Here is a 16,752-nt window from a genome sequence, read left to right as displayed (position 1 = left end):
GGGGGGGGGGGGGGGGGGGGGGGGGAGATGTTCAGACTGCGACCGATGTCGCAGCGGCCCTGATGGCGCGGATCTCGGCAGCATAGTCCTTCGTCTTGAAGATCGCCGAACCTGCCACCAGAACATTGGCCCCTGCGCGCACAATGTCGCCAGCGTTGTGGCGCGTCACACCGCCGTCAACCTCGATGTCGATGTCGCGGCCGCCGACCATGTCGCGGATCTCGGAAATCTTCTCGAGCATGGCAGGAATGAAGGACTGGCCGCCGAAGCCGGGGTTCACGCTCATCACCAGGATCAGGTCCAACCGGTCCATCACGTGCTTCAGCACCGACGCCGGCGTTGCAGGATTCAAGGAGACGCCGGCCTTCTTGCCCATGGCGCGGATGGCCTGCAGCGTGCGGTCGAGATGCGGGCCCGCTTCGGCATGCACCGTGATGATGTCCGCTCCCGCCTTGGCGAAGCTTTCGAGATAGGGATCGACGGGCGCGATCATCAGGTGGACGTCGAAGGGCTTCTTCGTGACACTGCGGATCGAGTCCATGATCGGCGTGCCGAAGGAGATATTGGGCACGAAGTGCCCATCCATCACGTCGATATGGATATAGTCGGCCCCTGCCGCATCGATTGCGCGCACCTCCTCGCCGAGCCGCGCGAAGTCGGCGGCGAGGATCGAGGGCGAGATCAGCAGGGGCCGCGTCTTCATGATCAGGCGATCAGCTTGCCGAAATAGGCGGCCGTGTCGCCCATGCGGTTGGAGAAGCCCCACTCATTGTCGTACCACGACAGGATCGACACGAAGTTGCCGTCCATCACCTTGGTCTGGTCGAGGTGGAAGACCGAGGAATGAGGATCATGGTTGAAGTCGATCGACACGTTCGGCTTGTCGGTGGTGCCGAGAATGCCCTTCAACGGGCCGGCGGCGGCCTTCTTGATGAGCTCGTTCACCTCTTCCTTGGTCGTCGCGCGCTTGGCGATGAACTTGAGGTCGACGACGGACACGTTCGGCGTCGGCACGCGCATGGCGAAGCCGTCGAGCTTGCCCTTGAGCTCGGGGAGCACAAGGCCCACGGCCTTGGCGGCACCGGTCGAGGTCGGGATCATCGAGAGTGCCGCGGCGCGGGCGCGGTAGAGGTCCTTGTGCATGGTGTCGAGCGTCGGCTGGTCGCCGGTGTAGGAGTGGATCGTCGTCATCATGCCCTTCTCGATGCCGAGCTCATCGTTCAGCACCTTGGCCACGGGGGCGAGGCAGTTGGTGGTGCACGAGGCGTTCGAGATCACCATGTGATCCTTGGTGAGGCCCTGGTGGTTGACGCCATAGACGACGGTGCAATCCGCGCCATCCGACGGAGCCGAGACGATGACGCGCTTGGCGCCGGCGGTGAGGTGGGCTGCCGCCTTGTCACGCGCCGTGAAGATGCCGGTGCATTCGAGCGCGATGTCGATACCGAGATCCTTCCAGGGAAGCTGGCTCGGATCCTTGATGGCGGTGACCTTGAACTGGTCGCTGCCGATCGAGATCGAGTCGCCCTTCACCACCACCTCATGCGGGAAGCGGCCGTGCACGGAATCGAACTGCAGGAGATGGGCGTTGGTTTCCACCGGGCCCAGATCGTTGACGGCGACGACGTCGATGTCCTTGCGGCCCGATTCATAGATGGCGCGAACGATGTTGCGGCCGATGCGGCCGAAGCCGTTGATGGCGACACGGACTTTCGTCATGGGAAGCTCTCCGGATGATGGGGGTTCGAAACTCGGCGGCTGTTATAGAGATTTTGCTGCGCCGCGAAAGGGGGTTGTTGAGGTGCGCAACTCAGGCCGGCCGGACATAATGTTTCGGAAAGAAGGCGGCGAGCGCGGCCGCCATCACCTGCTTGGCCTGGGTGCCGCTCACCTGCCCCTTGTAGCCGCCGCCACCGAGGCTGATCCACAACCCATCGCCCAGCGATTCCAGCCCCCGCATGATCAGCTGCGGGTCGAGGCCATAATGGCCTTCGGCAATGATCTGGCTGCACAGGGCTTCGGTGGCGGCCTGGCGTTCGGCATCGAAACCGGCGCAGATCTGGTCATAGAAGGGTCTGCCCTGGATTTCCCCCCAGAAGGCCACCCAGGCCGCAAGCTTCTCGCGGGTATAGATCTCCGTGTCGAAGTCCGAGAGCAACATCGCCTGCAGCCGGGCAGCGGCAGACGGGCCTGCGGCCTTCATGCTGGCTTCCCAGTGGTTCCGGTACTCGGCGGCGAGCGCCTCCAGCACGGCGCCCAGCAACTCTTCCTTGCTGTTGAAGTGAAAGATCACGATGCCGGCAGACAGTCCGGCCTCCTTCGCGACATCGGCGACCGTCACTGCGGCATAGCCCTTGCGCGCCAGGACGGCGATGGTCGACTCGATCAGCTGCTGGCGGCGCACCGGCCTTGCAGCCTTGCGCTGGCGGGTGGAATCGCTCTGTCGCGCACTTGCCATGCGGTGCAGCATAGTCAATGCTTTGCCCCTGGGAAAGGCCGAAGCCTGACCTTAGGTGACCCGGCGGCGAAAACTTCTCGTAAGGCTTGATATGCGCGACCATGAATTGAGATCCATCCTCAACGACGAGCTGCATGGCCGCCCGGGCCTGCCGGTGGTCGCGCCAGCCCGCATCACGCACCTGGCCTTCACCCTGTCCGAGGGGGATTCGGACCCGCTGGAACATGTCCGCCTGCTCTGCGACGCCCTGGGAGTGAAGCCGCCGCCACCTGGTGCTGCCCACCATGCCGCCGACATTGCCGGCGGGCAATTCAAGTATGAGCGGCACGGCGAGTTCTACCGCATCAGCGTGGTGGCAGAGGGTGGCCCCGAGAAAGGCGAGGCGCTGGCCATCCTCCCCGTGGGCTGGGTCGACGGCCTGCCGGGCTCCCGCCTCGTGGGCATCCATACCCGCGTCATGGCCAAGGACGAGCCGGGGCCGGACGTGGCGGAGCTCATTCGCATGTTCGGGCACGAGGACCTTGCGGGGTCTCGTGTCAGCTCCGGCCAGGCGACGGTGTGGACCGACTTCCGCATCGGCGAGGATGGCTATACCCGCATGCTGGTGAAGGACCATGGCTTGTCGCCCCTGAGGCTCGGCCGGGTCATCCGCCGCATCCACGAAATCGAAACCTACCGCATGATGGCACTGCTGGCGCTGCCGCTGGCGCGCAAGGTGACGGGTGAACTGGGGGCCCTTGACCGCGCGCTGTCCAAGGTGACGGCAGAGATGCTGTCAGCGCGCGAGAGCCACGAGGACGCCGAACTGCTCACGTCGCTCAGCCGCATCGCGCGTGACGTGGAGGAGATCTCGAGCCGCACCAGCTATCGCTTTTCGGCGGCACGCGCCTATTCCGCACTGGTCGACAAGCGCATCGCGGAACTGGGCGAGGAGAAGGTGATGAGCTTCCAGCGCATCGGCGTCTTCCTTGACCGCCGCTTCTCGCCCGCCATGGCCACCTGCCAGGCGGTGAACGACCGCATCCGGAGCCTGGCAGAGCGCAGCGAGCGCGCCTCCAACCTGCTGCGCACCCGCGTCGACATCGCGCTCGAGGCCCAGAACCAGCAAGTGCTGAAGTCGATGGAAAAGCGCAGCCACCAGCAGCTCCGCCTGCAGGAAACGGTCGAAGGCCTCTCCGTGGTGGCAATCAGCTATTACCTCATCGGCATCCTGTCGAAGCTGATCGAAGGCCTGGGCTCATATGCCCATGCCGAAGCCATGGGCAAGCTGGTCAGCATCGCCATCATCCCGGTCGTCGTCTTCCTGGTGTGGTACGGGATCAGAAGGCTTAGGAAGCATATCCTGAGTTCGGAGAAGGACTGACGTCACCTCCCCTACACCTCCTCATGCGCGGGCTTGATCCGCGCATCCCTTTTGTGGCCACCAAACAGGATCGCCGGGACGAGCCCGGCGATTATGGGAGTGGGGAGAGATATTCGAAGCCCTACAGCTTCGTCCACTTCCCGTTCTTCTCCGATGACTTCACGCAGGCCTCGATGAAGGCCATTCCGGCCACACCGTCGGCGATGCCGGGGAAGGCGACGTCCTTCTCGACCTTCTTGCCCGCCCGCTTCGCCTTGATGGCGCGGGCGACTTCCGTATAGACGTTGGCGAAGCCTTCGAGATAGCCCTCAGGGTGGCCAGGCGGCACGCGGGTGACGCGGCCTGCGGCGGGGCCGGAGCCTGCGCCACCGCGGGTGATCAAGCGCTTCGGCTCGCCGAAGGGCGTGTACCAGAGGTAATTCGGGTCGGCCTGGGTCCATTCGAGGCCGCCCTTGGTGCCGTAGACGCGGATCTTCAACCCGTTCTCGTTGCCCGGCGCCACCTGGCTGGCCCAGATCATGCCGCGCGCACCATTGTTGAAGCGCAACATCACATGCACGTTGTCGTCCAGCACGCGGCCCTTCACGAAGCTGGTGAGGTCGGCCGAGAGCTCGCTGGCACTGAGCCCCGAGACATCGCACATCAGCTGGTAGGTATGCGTCCCGATGTCACCCACGCAGCCGCCCGCGCCTGAGCGCTTCGGGTCGGTGCGCCACTCGGCCTGCTTCTGGCCGGTCTTCTCAAGGGCCGTGGTGAGCCAGTCCTGTGGATACTCGCCCTGCACCAGCCGGATCTCGCCCAGCTCGCCCGCCTTCACCATGGCCTTGGCATGGCGGATCATCGGGTAGCCCGAGTAGTTGTGGGTGAGCGCGAAGATGACGCCCGGGTGTTTCGCCAGCGCCTTCTCCAGCTGCTTTGCCTCCTTGAGGTTCAGCGACAGCGGCTTGTCGCAGATGACGTGGATGCCCTGCTCGATGAAGGCGAGGGCTGCGGGCACGTGCACGTGGTTGGGCGTCACGATGGAGACGGCCTCGATGCCGTCGGTGCGGTTTGCCTCGGCCTTCGCCATCTCGCGGAAGTCGGTATAGATGCGGTCGGGCGCCAAGCCCAGTTCCGCGCCCGAGGCCTTGGCCTTCTTCGCGTCGGCGGAGAGGGCGCCGGCCACGAATTCATATTGATCGTCCATGCGCGCGGCGAGGCGGTGCACGGCGCCGATGAAGGCCCCCTGCCCGCCGCCCACCATGCCGAGCCGGATGCGGCCCGTATTCGCGTCGCTGCGTCCTGATACCATGATGCGCGCTCCCCTTATGCCAGGCCCAGCATGCGGCGGGCCTTGCTGGTGTCGGGTTTGCCGCCGGCGAAATCGTCGAAGGACTTGGCCGTGGTCTTGATGATGTGGCTTTCGATGAAGGGTGCGCCCTCGGCTGCCCCCTGCTCGGCATCCTTGATACAGCATTCCCATTCGAGCACGGCCCAGCTGTCGTAGTTGTAGCCGGCGAGCTTGGAGAAGATGGCACCGAAATCAACCTGCCCGTCGCCCAGCGAGCGGAAGCGGCCCGCGCGCTTGAGCCAGGGCTGGAAGCCGGAATAGACGCCCTGCCGGCCCGTGGGGTTGAACTCCGCGTCCTTCACGTGGAAGGCGCAGATGCGCTCGTGATAGATGTCGATGAAGTCGAGATAATCGAGCTGCTGCAGCACGAAATGCGACGGGTCGTAGTTGATCTGGGCGCGCGGGTGGTTGTTCAGCCGCTCGAGGAACATCTCGAAGGTGATGCCGTCGATCAGGTCCTCACCGGGATGGAGTTCGTAACCCACGTCGACGCCATGCTTGTCGAAGGTGTCGAGCAGCGGCTTCCAGCGGCGCGCCAGCTCGTCGAAGGCCTCCTCGATCAGGCCCGGCGGGCGCGGCGGCCAGGAATAGATGAAGGGCCAGGCGAGCGCACCGGAGAAGGTGACGTGGCTGGTGAGGCCCATGTTCTGCGAGGCTTTGGCTGCGAGCTTCACCTGCTCTTCGCCCCAGGCGCGGCGGTCCTTCGGCTTGCCGTGGACTTGCGCCGGCGCGAAGGCATCGAAGCCCTCGTCATAAGCCGGATGCACGGCGACGAGCTGGCCCTGCAGGTGCGTCGAGAGCTCGGTCACCTCCACGCCATTGGCGCGGGCCACGCCCAGCACCTCATCGGCATAGGTCTTGGACTCGGCGGCCTTCTTCAGGTCGAAGAGGCGGCCATCCCAGCTGGGGATCTGCACGCCCTTGTAGCCGAGCGAGGCGGCCCACTTGGTGATCGAATCCCATGAGTTGAAGGGCGCTGCGTCGCCTGCGAACTGGGCGAGGAAAATGGCGGGTCCCTTGATATCGGTCGGCATGTTGGGTCCTCCCTGGACGGATCAGATGTAAGAGTTGAGAAGCGCTTCGAGGCGCTCCTGCCTGCCGGATTTGGGCTGCGGGTCAAGGCCCTCGGCCAAGGCGCGCCTTGCAATCGACTCGAGCGTCTCCTTGCCCTCCAGCATCGCCTTGTTCTTCGACTCGTTCCACTTGGCGTAACGCTCGTCGACGATCTTGCCGAGCTTACCGTCCTCGAGGACCGTCGCCGCGATGAGGAGCCCGCGGGCGCAGGCATCCATCGAGGCGGCATGCGCATGGAGGATGTCGTCGGGGTCGATCGACTGGCGGCGGATCTTGGCGTCGAAGTTGAGGCCGCCGGTGGTGAATCCGCCGGCCTTGAGGATCTCGAGGAAGGCCAGCGACATTTCCGGGATGTTCATGGCGAACTGGTCGGTGTCCCAGCCCGACTGGTAGTCGCCGCGGTTGATGTCGATCGAGCCGAAGATGCCCAGTGCCGCCGCGAGCGCGATCTCGTGCTCGAAGGTGTGGCCGGCGAGGATGGCGTGGTTCTGCTCGATGTTGACCTTCACGTCGTTCTGGAGGCCGAGCGAGGCGATGGTCGCATAGACGGTGGCCACGTCATAGTCGTACTGGTGCTTGGTCGGCTCCTGCGGCTTGGGCTCGATCAGGATCGGGCCCTTGAAGCCGATCTTGTGCTTGTATTCTACGACCATCGAGAGGAAGCGCTTGGCCTGTTCCAGCTCATGGCCGATCTTGGTGTTGAGCAGCGTCTCGTAGCCCTCGCGGCCGCCCCACATGACGTAGTTGGCGCCATCGAGGTCCTTGGTGACATCCATGCAATGCTTCACCTGTGCGGCGCAGTAAGCGAAGACGTCCGGATCGGGGTTGGTCGCCGCACCCGCCATGAAGCGGCGGTTGGAGAACATGTTGGCGGTGCCCCACAGGAGCTTCTTGCCGCTCGCCGCCATCTTCTTCTCGAAGATCTTCGCGATCTCGGTGACGTTGGCGTTGAACTCCTTCAGCGACTTGCCCTCGGGTGCGATGTCAAGGTCATGGAAGCAGAAGAAGTCGACGTCGAGCAGCCGCAACGTCTCGAACATCAGGTCGGCCTTCATGCGGGCCGCCGCCATCTCGTCGCCCATGTGGTGCCACTGGCGCATGAAGGTGTCGCCGCCGAAGGGATCGCCACCCGGCCAGCACAGCGTGTGCCAGTAGGCGATGGCGAAGCGCATGTGGTCGCGCATTTTCTTGCCCATCACCACCTGGTCGGGATTGTACCAGCGGAAAGCCAGTTCGCCTCGGGCGTTGGGACCTTCGTACCTGATCGGGTCCTTGATGGAATAGAAAGCGGACATCAGCGATAAATCTCCTTGATGGCGGGATAGATGGAGGCATAGCGGCGGTAATGCGCTTCGTAAGCGTCGCGCGCCTTGGGTTCGGGCTTGATGGTGCGGGCGGTCTTCGGCGCGGTGAGCACCTTGCGATAGTCGGCCCCCGTTGCGGCGATAAGCCCCAAGCGCGCTGCACCGAAGGCGCCGCCGACGTCGCCCGCCGCAGGGAGGTCGACTGGCACGCCGAGCACGGTGGCGATGATCCTGAGCCAGAGTTCGGACTTCGACCCGCCGCCCACGGCCGTGACGCGCTTCACTTCCGTGCCCGCATCCTTCAGTGCCTCGAGGGAGTCGCGGAAGGCGAAGGCCACGGCATCGAGTGCCGCGTGGGTGAGGGTCTTGTGGTCCGACTCATGGCCCAGCCCCATGATGAGGCCGCGGATTTGGGCATCCGCGACCGGCGTGCGCTCGCCCGAGAGATAGGGCAGCATTAGCGCCGCCGAAGGTCCGGTGAGCTTGCTGCCCAGCGCCGCGGTGAGCTTCGGCGCGGGCTTGCCGAGAACGGTGGCCAGCCATTCCAAGCTCGCGGCGGCGGAGAGGATGACGCCCATCTGGTGCCAGGTGTTGGGCACCGCATGGCAGAAGGCATGGACGGCGCGGCCGGCATTCGGGCGGAATTGGTCGTTCGAGACGAACATCACGCCCGATGTGCCGATGGAGACCAGCGCGGCATTGTCCGTCACCGCACCGATGCCGCAGGCCGCTGCGGCATTGTCGCCGCCGCCACCGGCCACCACGGGGCGCTTCGGCATGCCCCAGGCCTTGGCGACGGCGGGTGTGAGGCGGCCCGTTGCATCGGTGCCTTCGTAGAGCTTCGGCATCTGGTCGATGCTCATGCTGCCTGCGGCGAGGAGCTTCGACGACCAGTCGCGCTTGGCGCAGTCGAGCCAGTAGGTGCCGGACGAGTCCGACATGTCGGAGGCATATTCGCCGGTCATGCGGAAGCGGATGTAGTCCTTGGGCAGCAGCACCTTGGCGACCTGCGAGAACACCTTGGGCTCGTGCTTCTTCACCCAGAGGAGCTTCGGCGCCGTGAAACCCGCGAGCGGGATGTTGCCGGAAATCTCCCGGGCACGCGGCTCCGCCTTCTCGATGTCCTCGCATTCGCGGAAGGAACGCGCGTCGTTCCACAATATGCAGGGGCGCAGCGCCCTGCCGTCCTTGCCGAGAAGGGTAGCACCATGCTGCTGGCCGGAGAGACCGATGCCTTCGACCGCGGCAATGGCCTTGGGCTTCATCTTGCCCAGCGTCTTCACCACGATGTTGCAGGCCTTCCACCAGTCTTCCGGGTTCTGCTCCGACCATCCGGGCTGCGGGCGCGAGACCTTCAGGGGTGCCGACGCCGTGGCGATGATCTTCTGCTTTGCGTCGATCAGCACGCCCTTCACCGAAGATGTGCCGAAATCCAGTCCCAGATACATGTGCGGTCCTCTTACGGGATGTTGTCGCGGAGATAGATGTCGATGCGGATGCGTTCCATCTGCTCCACGATGGGCAGCTTGTCGGCCTTGGACATGAGCACGCGGATGGCGCTCCGCACCTCGTGGCCGGCATCCTGGTTGATGATGATGTCGATGGTGCCGTCGATCAGCGCGCGGCGCGTGTCTTCCGTGAGTTCATGCGTGATGAAGACCACGTCGCGGGCACGCCCCGCATGTTCCAATGCCGCGGCGATGCCGCCCGAGCCCGCGCCCACATTGTAGAGGCCGATGAGATCCGGGTTGTCGGCGAGGATCTGGTCGGCCACGGCTTTCACCTTGTCGCGGTCGTCGCGGCCCTCGCGCACGGGCAAGATGGTGAGGTTCGGGAAATCATGCGCCATGACCTGCTCGAAGCCGAACTGGCGCTCGATGTGGTCGCGCAGCGACAGCGAGCCGGCGACGAGGCCGACCTTGCCCTTGCGGCCCGAAAGGTAGCGACCCATCAGCGTCGCCGCGGTGCGGCCCGCAGCGGAATTGTCGATGCCGACATAATGGATGCGCTTGGAACTCGGCACGTCGGAGACGAGCGTCACCACCGAGACGCCGCGCTCGGACAGCGCATTGATCGCCTCGCGCACCCGGGGATGGTCGAGCGCCACCACGGCGACGCCGTCATAGACGGGGCCAATCGAGTCGAGTGTGGCCGAGAGCTTCTGGGCGTCAAAGACGTCGGTATAGCGGAGGTCGATCACCACCTTCTCGCGCACCATGCGAAGCGACTCTTCCTGTACGGCATCGCCCAAGGCCAGCATGAAGGCGTTGGCACCCTCGGGCAGGATGAAGCAGAAGCGATATTCGCGGGCGCGCGCCAGGCGGGCTGCCAGCCGGTCCGGCTGGTAGTTGAGCCGGCGGATGGCCCTTTCGACGCGCTCCGCCGTCTGCGGCCGCACGGCGGCGCGGCCGTTCAGCACACGGTCGACCGTGGCGACGCTGACGCCCGCTTCCTCGGCAACATCCTCGATGGTGGCCTTGACCATGGCCCATCAAAGCGCGGCTGCAAGATTTCGTCAATTCCTGAGAGGCGTCTATCAGGCGCTAATCGACGGCCTTCACGGTGCCCTGCCTGTGGTCGCCGGAATAGACCTTGAAGCGGCCGATCTTGCGCTCGGCGGCATAGCGGCGGAGCATCGAGCGGGTGGCTTCGTCGGGCAGGCGATCCCAGGGAATGTCCTCGAAATCGGCCAGCACCGTGCGGCCGCGGGCATGCAGGAGGGCCTCGCCGCGGTAGTAGATGCATTGCTCGCGCGTGCCGGGGTTTTCGAAGACGGCAAAGAGGAAGCCGAGCGTGGCGTCCAGCCCCTCCCGCTGCAACAGGTCGTGAAGCTGCGAGGCGCTGCCCGAAGGCCCAAGGCGGCCCACTTCGGGAAGCGCCAGGCCGCTGGGACGGGAGGGGTCGGGCAGCAGCACGAGGCGGTTGTCATTCTCGAGGATGGCGCCGACCACGGTGCGGCTGGCGGACGACGCCGCGTTCACCGCCGCCTGTTCGAGACCCAGCGTGATATAGTGGCCGCGCGCATAGCCCAGCGGGTTGGCATCCGAATAGGAGAAGGCCTCGATGTGCCCCATCAGGATGATGTGGTCACCGGCATCGATCACCTGGTAGCGGGCGCAGTCGAACCATGCAGCGGAGCCCTCGATCAGTGGATTGCCGAAGGGCCCGGGCCGCCAGGACGCGGCCTCGAACTTGTCATGCCGCTTCGATGCGAAAAGCACGGAAGTGTCCTTCTGCGCTTCCGACAGGATGTTGACGGCAAAGCCACGGGCACGGCGGAAGGTCTCCATGCTTGCCGCCTGCTTGCCGATGCAGATCATCAGCAGCGGCGGTTCGAGCGACACGGAGGTGAAACTGTTGGCGGTGAAGCCGCGCGGGCCGCCGTCGACACCGGTGGTGGTGACGATGGTGACACCGGTCATAAAGCTTCCGAAGGCGGAGCGGAGTTCGCGGTTGTCGAAGCCCGAGAGGCGTCGGGTGAGGAAGGAGGCGAGCTGCGCATCGATATCGCTTGCGCCTTCAACGCGGGCGCGCGGCATCGATGCCGGTACCTCCGCCTCCCCGAGGATCAGGACCGGACAGAGGATGGTGTCCTCCGTGAGGCGCGCCGGGGCGACGAGCGCAAGACGCAGCACGTTCTGCGGATGGGCAGCGGCAAAGGCGAGCGCCAGTCCGGCGCCCGCGCCGCGCGCCACGATGTTGGCGGCCGTGATGCCCAGGTCTTCGATCAGGTGGCGCAGGCCGTTGACCGGCCCGCCCGAGGTGATGTCGACCGCGATCACCCGGTGCGTGGCGGCGAGTGCCTGCCCATCATGCCCGAGGCACAGAACCGCCTCGCCCTCACCCGTCTCGCTGTAGCGGAGTCCGGCTGCCACGGCCCTCAGGCCTTGACCTTCGCCTGGGCGCGGCTCGCCAGAAGGTTGGTGAGCCAGTCGGGGTCCATCTGCGGCACCGAGGAGAGAAGAAGCTCGGTATAGGCCGGATAGGGCGGGTTCAGCACCTGGGTCTTGGGCCCCTGCTGCACCACCTTGCCGCGATGCATGACGACGATCTCGTCCGAGATTGCGCGTACCGTGGCGATGTCATGGGTGATGAAGAGGTAGGACACGTTGGTGTCCTTCTGCAGCTTCATCAGGAGCGTGAGGATTTCCTCCTGCACGATCTGGTCCAGCGCCGAGGTGACCTCGTCGCAGATGATGATCTCGGGTTCGGCGGCCAGCGCGCGGGCGATCGAGATGCGCTGCTTCTGGCCGCCCGAGAGTTCGGTGGGCAGGCGGTCGATGTAGCTTTCGTTGAGCTCGATCGAGTCGAGGAGTTCCGCCACGCGGCGGTCACGCGCCGCACCCTTGATGCCGTGGTAGAATTCGAGCGGGCGTCCGATGATGTCGCGGATGGTCTGCTTCGGGTTCAGCGAGGTGTCCGCCGACTGGTAGATCATCTGGATGCGGCGGAGCGTGTCCTTGTCGCGGTCCTTCAGCGCCTTGGACAGCGGCTTGCCGTTGAACAGGATCTCGCCCTTCGACGGCGGCAGGAGGCCGGTGATGGCGCGGGCCAGCGTCGACTTGCCGGAGCCCGACTCGCCCACCACGGCAACGGTGCGGCCGCGCGGCAGGCTGACGGTGACGTTGTCGAGCACCTTGACGACGCCGGAATAGCTGGCGTCGACGTTGCGCACGCTCAGCGTCACGTCATCGCTGATCGATTCCTCCTTGGCGAGCTTGCGCACCGCCCAGAGGGTCTTGGTATAGTCCTTCTTGGGTTCCCTCAGCATCTCGCGGGTGGGGGCTTCCTCCACCTCGAGGCCGTGGCGCAGCACCATGATGCGGTCGGCCATCTGGGCCACCACGGCAAGGTCATGCGTGATGTAGATCGCCGCGGTGTGGAACTCCTCGACGATGTTGCGCATCGCCGCAAGCACCTCGACCTGGGTTGTCACGTCGAGCGCCGTCGTCGGCTCATCGAAGATGATGAGGTCGGGGCGGCAGGACATGGCCATGGCGGTCATGGCGCGCTGCAACTGGCCACCGGACACCTGGTGGGGATAGCGGCCGCCGATGGTTTCCGGATTGGGGAGCTGCAGCCGGCGATAAAGGTCCACCGCATCGGCCACCGCCTTGTCGCGTGTCATGATGCCGTCGCGCGTCGCCGTCTCGACCGTCTGGTCGATGAGCCTGTGGGCGGGGTTGAAGGAGGCCGCCGCACTCTGCGCCACATAGGCGATGCGGGCACCCCAGAGCTTGCGCTTCTCCGCTTCGGACGCCGTGCGCAGGTCGATGCCGTCGAAATTGATGGTACCGTCGACGATGCGGCAACCGGGCCTGGCGAAACCCATGGCGGCAAGGCCGATCGTCGACTTGCCGGCACCCGATTCACCGATGAGGCCCAGCACCTCGCCGCGCTTCAGCGTGAGGTCGACGCCCTTGACGATGGGGTGCCAGACGCCATCCGAATTGCCTTCGATCTTGAGGCCGCGGATCTGCAGCAGGTCCGCGCCTTTTACGCGCTGGTTGTCACTTTTCATCGCGGAGCCCGCTGGTCTTGTGGAGGAACCAGTCCACCACGAAATTGATGGCGACCGTCAGCAGCGCAATGGCCATGGCGGGGTAGAAGGGCGCCGGGATCCACGGGAAGGTGCGGACGGGGAAGGTGATGAGCGTCTTGCTCTCGGCCACCATCGACCCCCAGTCGGCGGTGGGCGGCTGGATGCCGACGCCGAGGAAGGACAGCGCCGCGATGGTGAGGAAGACGAAGCAGAACCTGAGGCCGAACTCGGTGATAAGCACGGGGAGGATGTTGGGCAGCACTTCCTTGAAGATGATCCAGCCCATTTTCTCGCCACGCAGCTTGGCAGCCTCGACATAGTCCATCACCACCACGTTCAGCGCCGTGGCGCGGGCGAGGCGGAAGACGCGGGTCGAGTCAAGGAGTGCCAGGATCAGAACCAGGTTGATGATGCTCTTGCCGGCCACCGCCAGCAGCATGAGCGCGAAAATCAGCACGGGAATGGCGAGGAATGCATCGACCACGCGCGAGATCGCCTGGTCCAGCCAGCCGCGCTTCAATGCCGTCAGCACGCCGAGCGTGCCGCCGATGGCGAAGGAGAGCAGCGTGGTGACGAAGGCGATGCCGATGGTGTTGCGCGCGCCATAGATGAGGCGCGAGAACAGGTCGCGCCCGATCTGGTCGGTGCCGAGGAAGAACTCGCCGCCGGCCGGCTGATAGGCCTTGCCCACTACTTCCGCCTCGCCATAAGGCGCGAGCCATGGGGCGAAGATGGCGGCGATCACATAGATCAGGATCACGATCATGCCGAACCAGGCGCTGAAGGGCGCGGAGGCAAGGGTGCGCCGCGTGTTCTCCCACAGGGTGCGGCGGGCGCGGACGGAGCGGAGGTCTGGAGCTTGCGCGGTCATTTGGGGTGCAGCAGCCGGGGATTGGTGATGATCGACACGATGTCGGCCGACAGGTTGAGCAGGATGTAGGTGGCCGCGAAGATGAGGGCGCAGGCCTGCACCACCGGCATGTTGCGGCTCGATACCGAGTCGACCATCAGCTGCCCGATGCCGGGATAGACGAAGACCACCTCGACCACGACGACGCCGACCACGAGATAGGCGAGGTTGAAGGCGACGACGGTTGCAATTGGCGCCCAGGCATTGGGCAGGGCATGCTGGACGATGGCGTCACGCTGCGACACGCCCTTGAGCCTGGCCATTTCCATGTAGGGGCTGGCGAGCAGGTTGATGAGGGCGGCTCGCGTCATGCGCATCATGTGGGCGACGATGACGAGCGTGAGCGTGATGGCGGGCAGGGCCGCGCGATACATGTGCTCGCCGATGCTGGTGCTGTCGGACACTGTCGACAGCGACGGGAACCACTTCAGCTTGATCGCGAAGAAGAACATCAGCAGGTAGGCGATGAAGAATTCCGGCGTGGCGATGGTGGTCAGCGTCACGGCGTTGACGGCGCGGTCATAGAGGCTGTTGCGATAGAGTGCCGCCATGATGCCGAGGAACAGCGCCAGCGGCACGGCGATGATGGCCGTCATGATGGCGAGGAAGAAGGTGTTGTAGAGGCGCGGCGCTATGATGCCGGACACGCTCTGCTTGATCGAGCCGCCGGCACCGGCATAGGAATAGCCGAAGTCGCCGTGCAGCACGTTCCAGATCCACTCGAAGTAGCGCACCGTCGCCGGGCGGTCGAGGCCGAGCTGGTGGTTGAAGGCGGCCACCGTTTCCGGTGTGGCGCCTTGTCCGAGAATGGCTTGTGCGAAGCCACCAGGCAGCATTTCAAGGGACGCGAAGATCAAGACCGACACCACGAAAAGCGTCAGCAATCCGAGCCCCAAGCGCTGCAGTACGGTTTTCAGAACCGGATGCATGCCTCTCCCCTGGGCCTCTTTGCGGGCCCGTTCTTTCGATAGTAGCAGAAACACCGATCCTGCCCAGCAAAATGATAGGGGCCGGACAGCGCATCCGCCGTCCGGCCCCCGACCTATGATCAGCCGTTTCCGTCAGGTTACGAGGTGAACCACCAGCGCTCGGCGACGCGCATGCCGTCGAGCTGCCAGTTGGCTGCCACCTTGCCGTGGCCGAGGTTCTTCGCATGGGCTTCGACGTAGGAGTTGAACAGCATGTTCACCAGGCCGCCGTCGTCGTGCAGGATCTGCTGCATCTCGGCATACATGGCGGCACGCTTTGCCTCGTCCGTCTCGGAACGTGCCGCAACGAGAAGCTCGTTGAAGCGCGGGTTCTTCCAGAAGGTGTCGTTCCAGGCGGCGTCCGCGGCATAAGCCGTGGTCATCATCCAGTCGACGGTGGGGCGGCCAGACCAGTAGGAGGCGACGAAGGGCTTCTTCAGCCAGACATTGTCCCAGTAGCCGTCATCCGGCTCCTTGATGACATTGATGTCGATGCCCGCGGCCTTGGCCTTCTCCTTCCACAGGATGGCCGAGTCCACGGCGCCGGCGAAGGCGGCATCGGCCACGGAGAGATCGAAGGACAGGCTGTCGAGGCCGGCCTTCTTGAGATACTCCTTGGCCTTGGCCGGATCATAGGTGTGCTTGGGCTGCGGATCGACGGCGAACTTGACGGTGGGCGCGATCGGGTTGTCGTTGCCCACCGTGCCGTGGCCGAGGAACACGGTCGCCAGGATGTCCTCGCGCGGCATCGAATACTTGATTGCGGTGCGGACGTTGACGTCGTCGAAGGGCTTCTGCGTCACGTTCATGACGTAGATGTAGTGGCCGTAGCCGGTGATCTCCGACACGGTGATGTCCGGGTTGGACTTCAGCTGGTCGAGGGTCTTGAGGTCGCAGCGGTCCATGTACTGGATCTCGCCCGAGAGCAGCGCATTGGTGCGCGCGGCAACGTCCTTGATCGACAGGAACTGCACCGTGTCGAACCAGCCCTTGCCCGGCTTGTAGTAGTTCTCGTTCTTGGTGAAGGAGGCCTGCACGCCCGGCTCGAACTTCTCGAGCTTGTAGGCGCCGGTGCGGATCCCGGACTCCCAATCGACCGAGCCGTCGTCCTTCTTCGGCATGATGGGCATGTGGTAGTCGGAGACGGTGTAGGGGAAGTCGGCATTGCCGCCGGTGAGTTCGAACACCACGGTGTTGGGGCCATCGGCCTTCATCGAGGCAACTTCCTTCAACAGCGACTTGGCGGCCGACTTGGAGTTCTCGCCCAGGTGATGCTGCAGCGAGGCGATCACGTCGTCCGCCGTCACGGTCTTGCCGTTGTGGAAGGTGATGCCGTTGCGAACCTTGAACACCCACTTCTTGGCGCCGTCGGAGGCTTCGAAGCTTTCGGCCACGTCACCCACCACGTTGCCGTCAGCGTCGATCTCGGTCAGGCTGTTGGCGAGCGTGCCCCACAGCGCGGTGCCGGTGAACTGGTCAGGATAGAGGCCCGGGTCCATCGAGTCGGTGGTGGCGCCATGGCCCACGCCGACCTTGAAGTTGCCGCCCTTCTTGGGCTCATCGGCCCAGGCCTTGGTGAACATGCTGTTGGCGGCGGCCAGGCTGACGCCTGAAGCCAGTGCCAGCTGGGTGAATTCACGCCGCGTGACGCGGCCCCTCACGGCCTGGCCCAATGCGGCATTCAGCTTGTGCTTGATTTCGTCCATCGTGTCTTCTCCCTCGGGCCGGTTTCGGCCATTGCGTTTCCCCGGCCGGCGCGCCCTTTCTGCGGACCTCCGATCATGCCGGGGTCCCAAGGGTTCT

14 protein-coding genes are annotated in these 16,752 nt (G+C 64.8%); 1 reads left to right on the top strand and 13 read right to left on the bottom strand.

Annotated features, from left to right (window positions below; all coding sequences use genetic code 11):
• Positions 1-31: 31 nt before the first annotated feature.
• The 3 genes from rpe to DK847_RS13100 form a co-directional block, all read right to left on the bottom strand.
• The gene (gene rpe, locus DK847_RS13110; protein WP_111198960.1) at positions 32-703 is read right to left on the bottom strand and encodes a ribulose-phosphate 3-epimerase; all 672 of its coding nucleotides are present in this window, start codon (positions 701-703) and stop codon (positions 32-34) included.
• 2 nt (positions 704-705) lie between these two features.
• Complete coding sequence (gap, locus tag DK847_RS13105) at positions 706-1,719, bottom strand: type I glyceraldehyde-3-phosphate dehydrogenase (protein WP_111198959.1); 1,014 nt, start codon at positions 1,717-1,719, stop codon at positions 706-708.
• A gap of 91 nt (positions 1,720-1,810) precedes the next feature.
• Positions 1,811-2,458: a TetR family transcriptional regulator C-terminal domain-containing protein gene (locus DK847_RS13100; RefSeq protein WP_161957261.1), complete on the bottom strand. Its 648-nt coding sequence runs from the start codon at positions 2,456-2,458 to the stop codon at positions 1,811-1,813.
• 91 nt (positions 2,459-2,549) lie between these two features.
• Here DK847_RS13100 and DK847_RS13095 point away from each other — a divergent pair, with 91 nt between their 5' ends.
• The gene (locus DK847_RS13095) at positions 2,550-3,821 is read left to right on the top strand and encodes a DUF3422 family protein (protein WP_111198957.1); all 1,272 of its coding nucleotides are present in this window, start codon (positions 2,550-2,552) and stop codon (positions 3,819-3,821) included.
• 121 nt (positions 3,822-3,942) lie between these two features.
• On the opposite strand, the gene DK847_RS13090 is transcribed toward DK847_RS13095, so the two are convergent.
• The 10 genes from DK847_RS13090 to DK847_RS13045 all read right to left on the bottom strand — a co-directional run bounded on the left by DK847_RS13090 (position 3,943) and on the right by DK847_RS13045 (position 16,655).
• Positions 3,943-5,112 (bottom strand): Gfo/Idh/MocA family protein, encoded by a 1,170-nt coding sequence (locus tag DK847_RS13090; protein ID WP_111198956.1) that lies wholly within the window; start codon positions 5,110-5,112, stop codon positions 3,943-3,945.
• A 14-nt stretch (positions 5,113-5,126) separates the two neighbouring features.
• Positions 5,127-6,185, bottom strand: coding sequence for a sugar phosphate isomerase/epimerase family protein (locus DK847_RS13085; protein ID WP_111198955.1), 1,059 nt, complete (start codon positions 6,183-6,185; stop codon positions 5,127-5,129).
• Between the two features lie 21 nt (positions 6,186-6,206).
• Positions 6,207-7,523, bottom strand: coding sequence for a xylose isomerase (xylA, locus tag DK847_RS13080; protein ID WP_425358692.1), 1,317 nt, complete (start codon positions 7,521-7,523; stop codon positions 6,207-6,209).
• A complete protein-coding gene (gene xylB / locus DK847_RS13075) occupies positions 7,520-8,977 on the bottom strand; it encodes a xylulokinase (RefSeq protein WP_111198953.1) in 1,458 nt (485 codons plus the stop codon). The genes xylA and xylB overlap by 4 nt, the downstream gene beginning before the upstream one ends.
• A gap of 11 nt (positions 8,978-8,988) precedes the next feature.
• Complete coding sequence (locus tag DK847_RS13070; protein ID WP_111198952.1) at positions 8,989-10,014, bottom strand: LacI family DNA-binding transcriptional regulator; 1,026 nt, start codon at positions 10,012-10,014, stop codon at positions 8,989-8,991.
• 58 nt (positions 10,015-10,072) lie between these two features.
• Positions 10,073-11,404 carry a flavin reductase family protein gene (locus DK847_RS13065; RefSeq protein ID WP_204508324.1) on the bottom strand — a complete coding sequence of 444 codons (1,332 nt, stop codon included), beginning with the start codon at positions 11,402-11,404 and terminating at the stop codon, positions 10,073-10,075.
• 5 nt (positions 11,405-11,409) lie between these two features.
• Positions 11,410-13,050, bottom strand: a complete 1,641-nt coding sequence (locus DK847_RS13060; protein ID WP_111198951.1) for an ABC transporter ATP-binding protein — start codon at positions 13,048-13,050, stop codon at positions 11,410-11,412.
• Entirely contained in the window at positions 13,040-13,942 is a 903-nt protein-coding gene (locus DK847_RS13055) for an ABC transporter permease (RefSeq protein WP_111198950.1), read from the bottom strand. Before DK847_RS13055 ends, DK847_RS13060 begins: the two co-directional genes overlap by 11 nt.
• Complete coding sequence (locus tag DK847_RS13050) at positions 13,939-14,910, bottom strand: ABC transporter permease (protein ID WP_111198949.1); 972 nt, start codon at positions 14,908-14,910, stop codon at positions 13,939-13,941. Before DK847_RS13050 ends, DK847_RS13055 begins: the two co-directional genes overlap by 4 nt.
• A 137-nt stretch (positions 14,911-15,047) precedes the next feature.
• Entirely contained in the window at positions 15,048-16,655 is a 1,608-nt protein-coding gene (locus DK847_RS13045) for an ABC transporter substrate-binding protein (protein ID WP_111198948.1), read from the bottom strand.
• Positions 16,656-16,752 lie beyond the last annotated feature (97 nt).

It is taken from the genome of Aestuariivirga litoralis, assembly GCF_003234965.1.
Lineage (GTDB): Bacteria > Pseudomonadota > Alphaproteobacteria > Rhizobiales > Aestuariivirgaceae > Aestuariivirga > Aestuariivirga litoralis.
Note: the sequence above shows the minus strand (reverse complement) of the source record. Positions and strands in the feature narration are given on the sequence as shown.

Excerpts from the sequence above, each read along its gene's own strand:
- rpe (WP_111198960.1), bottom strand. The coding sequence starts at position 703 with ATGAAGACGCGGCCCCTGCTGATCTCGCCCTCGATCCTCGCCGCCGAC.
- gap (WP_111198959.1), bottom strand. The coding sequence starts at position 1,719 with ATGACGAAAGTCCGTGTCGCCATCAACGGCTTCGGCCGCATCGGCCGC.
- DK847_RS13100 (WP_161957261.1), bottom strand. The coding sequence starts at position 2,458 with ATGGCAAGTGCGCGACAGAGCGATTCCACCCGCCAGCGCAAGGCTGCA.
- DK847_RS13095 (WP_111198957.1), top strand. The coding sequence starts at position 2,550 with ATGCGCGACCATGAATTGAGATCCATCCTCAACGACGAGCTGCATGGC.
- DK847_RS13090 (WP_111198956.1), bottom strand. The coding sequence starts at position 5,112 with ATGGTATCAGGACGCAGCGACGCGAATACGGGCCGCATCCGGCTCGGC.
- DK847_RS13085 (WP_111198955.1), bottom strand. The coding sequence starts at position 6,185 with ATGCCGACCGATATCAAGGGACCCGCCATTTTCCTCGCCCAGTTCGCA.
- xylB (WP_111198953.1), bottom strand. The coding sequence starts at position 8,977 with ATGTATCTGGGACTGGATTTCGGCACATCTTCGGTGAAGGGCGTGCTG.
- DK847_RS13070 (WP_111198952.1), bottom strand. The coding sequence starts at position 10,014 with ATGGTCAAGGCCACCATCGAGGATGTTGCCGAGGAAGCGGGCGTCAGC.
- DK847_RS13060 (WP_111198951.1), bottom strand. The coding sequence starts at position 13,050 with ATGAAAAGTGACAACCAGCGCGTAAAAGGCGCGGACCTGCTGCAGATC.
- DK847_RS13055 (WP_111198950.1), bottom strand. The coding sequence starts at position 13,942 with ATGACCGCGCAAGCTCCAGACCTCCGCTCCGTCCGCGCCCGCCGCACC.
- DK847_RS13050 (WP_111198949.1), bottom strand. The coding sequence starts at position 14,910 with ATGCATCCGGTTCTGAAAACCGTACTGCAGCGCTTGGGGCTCGGATTG.
- DK847_RS13045 (WP_111198948.1), bottom strand. The coding sequence starts at position 16,655 with ATGGACGAAATCAAGCACAAGCTGAATGCCGCATTGGGCCAGGCCGTG.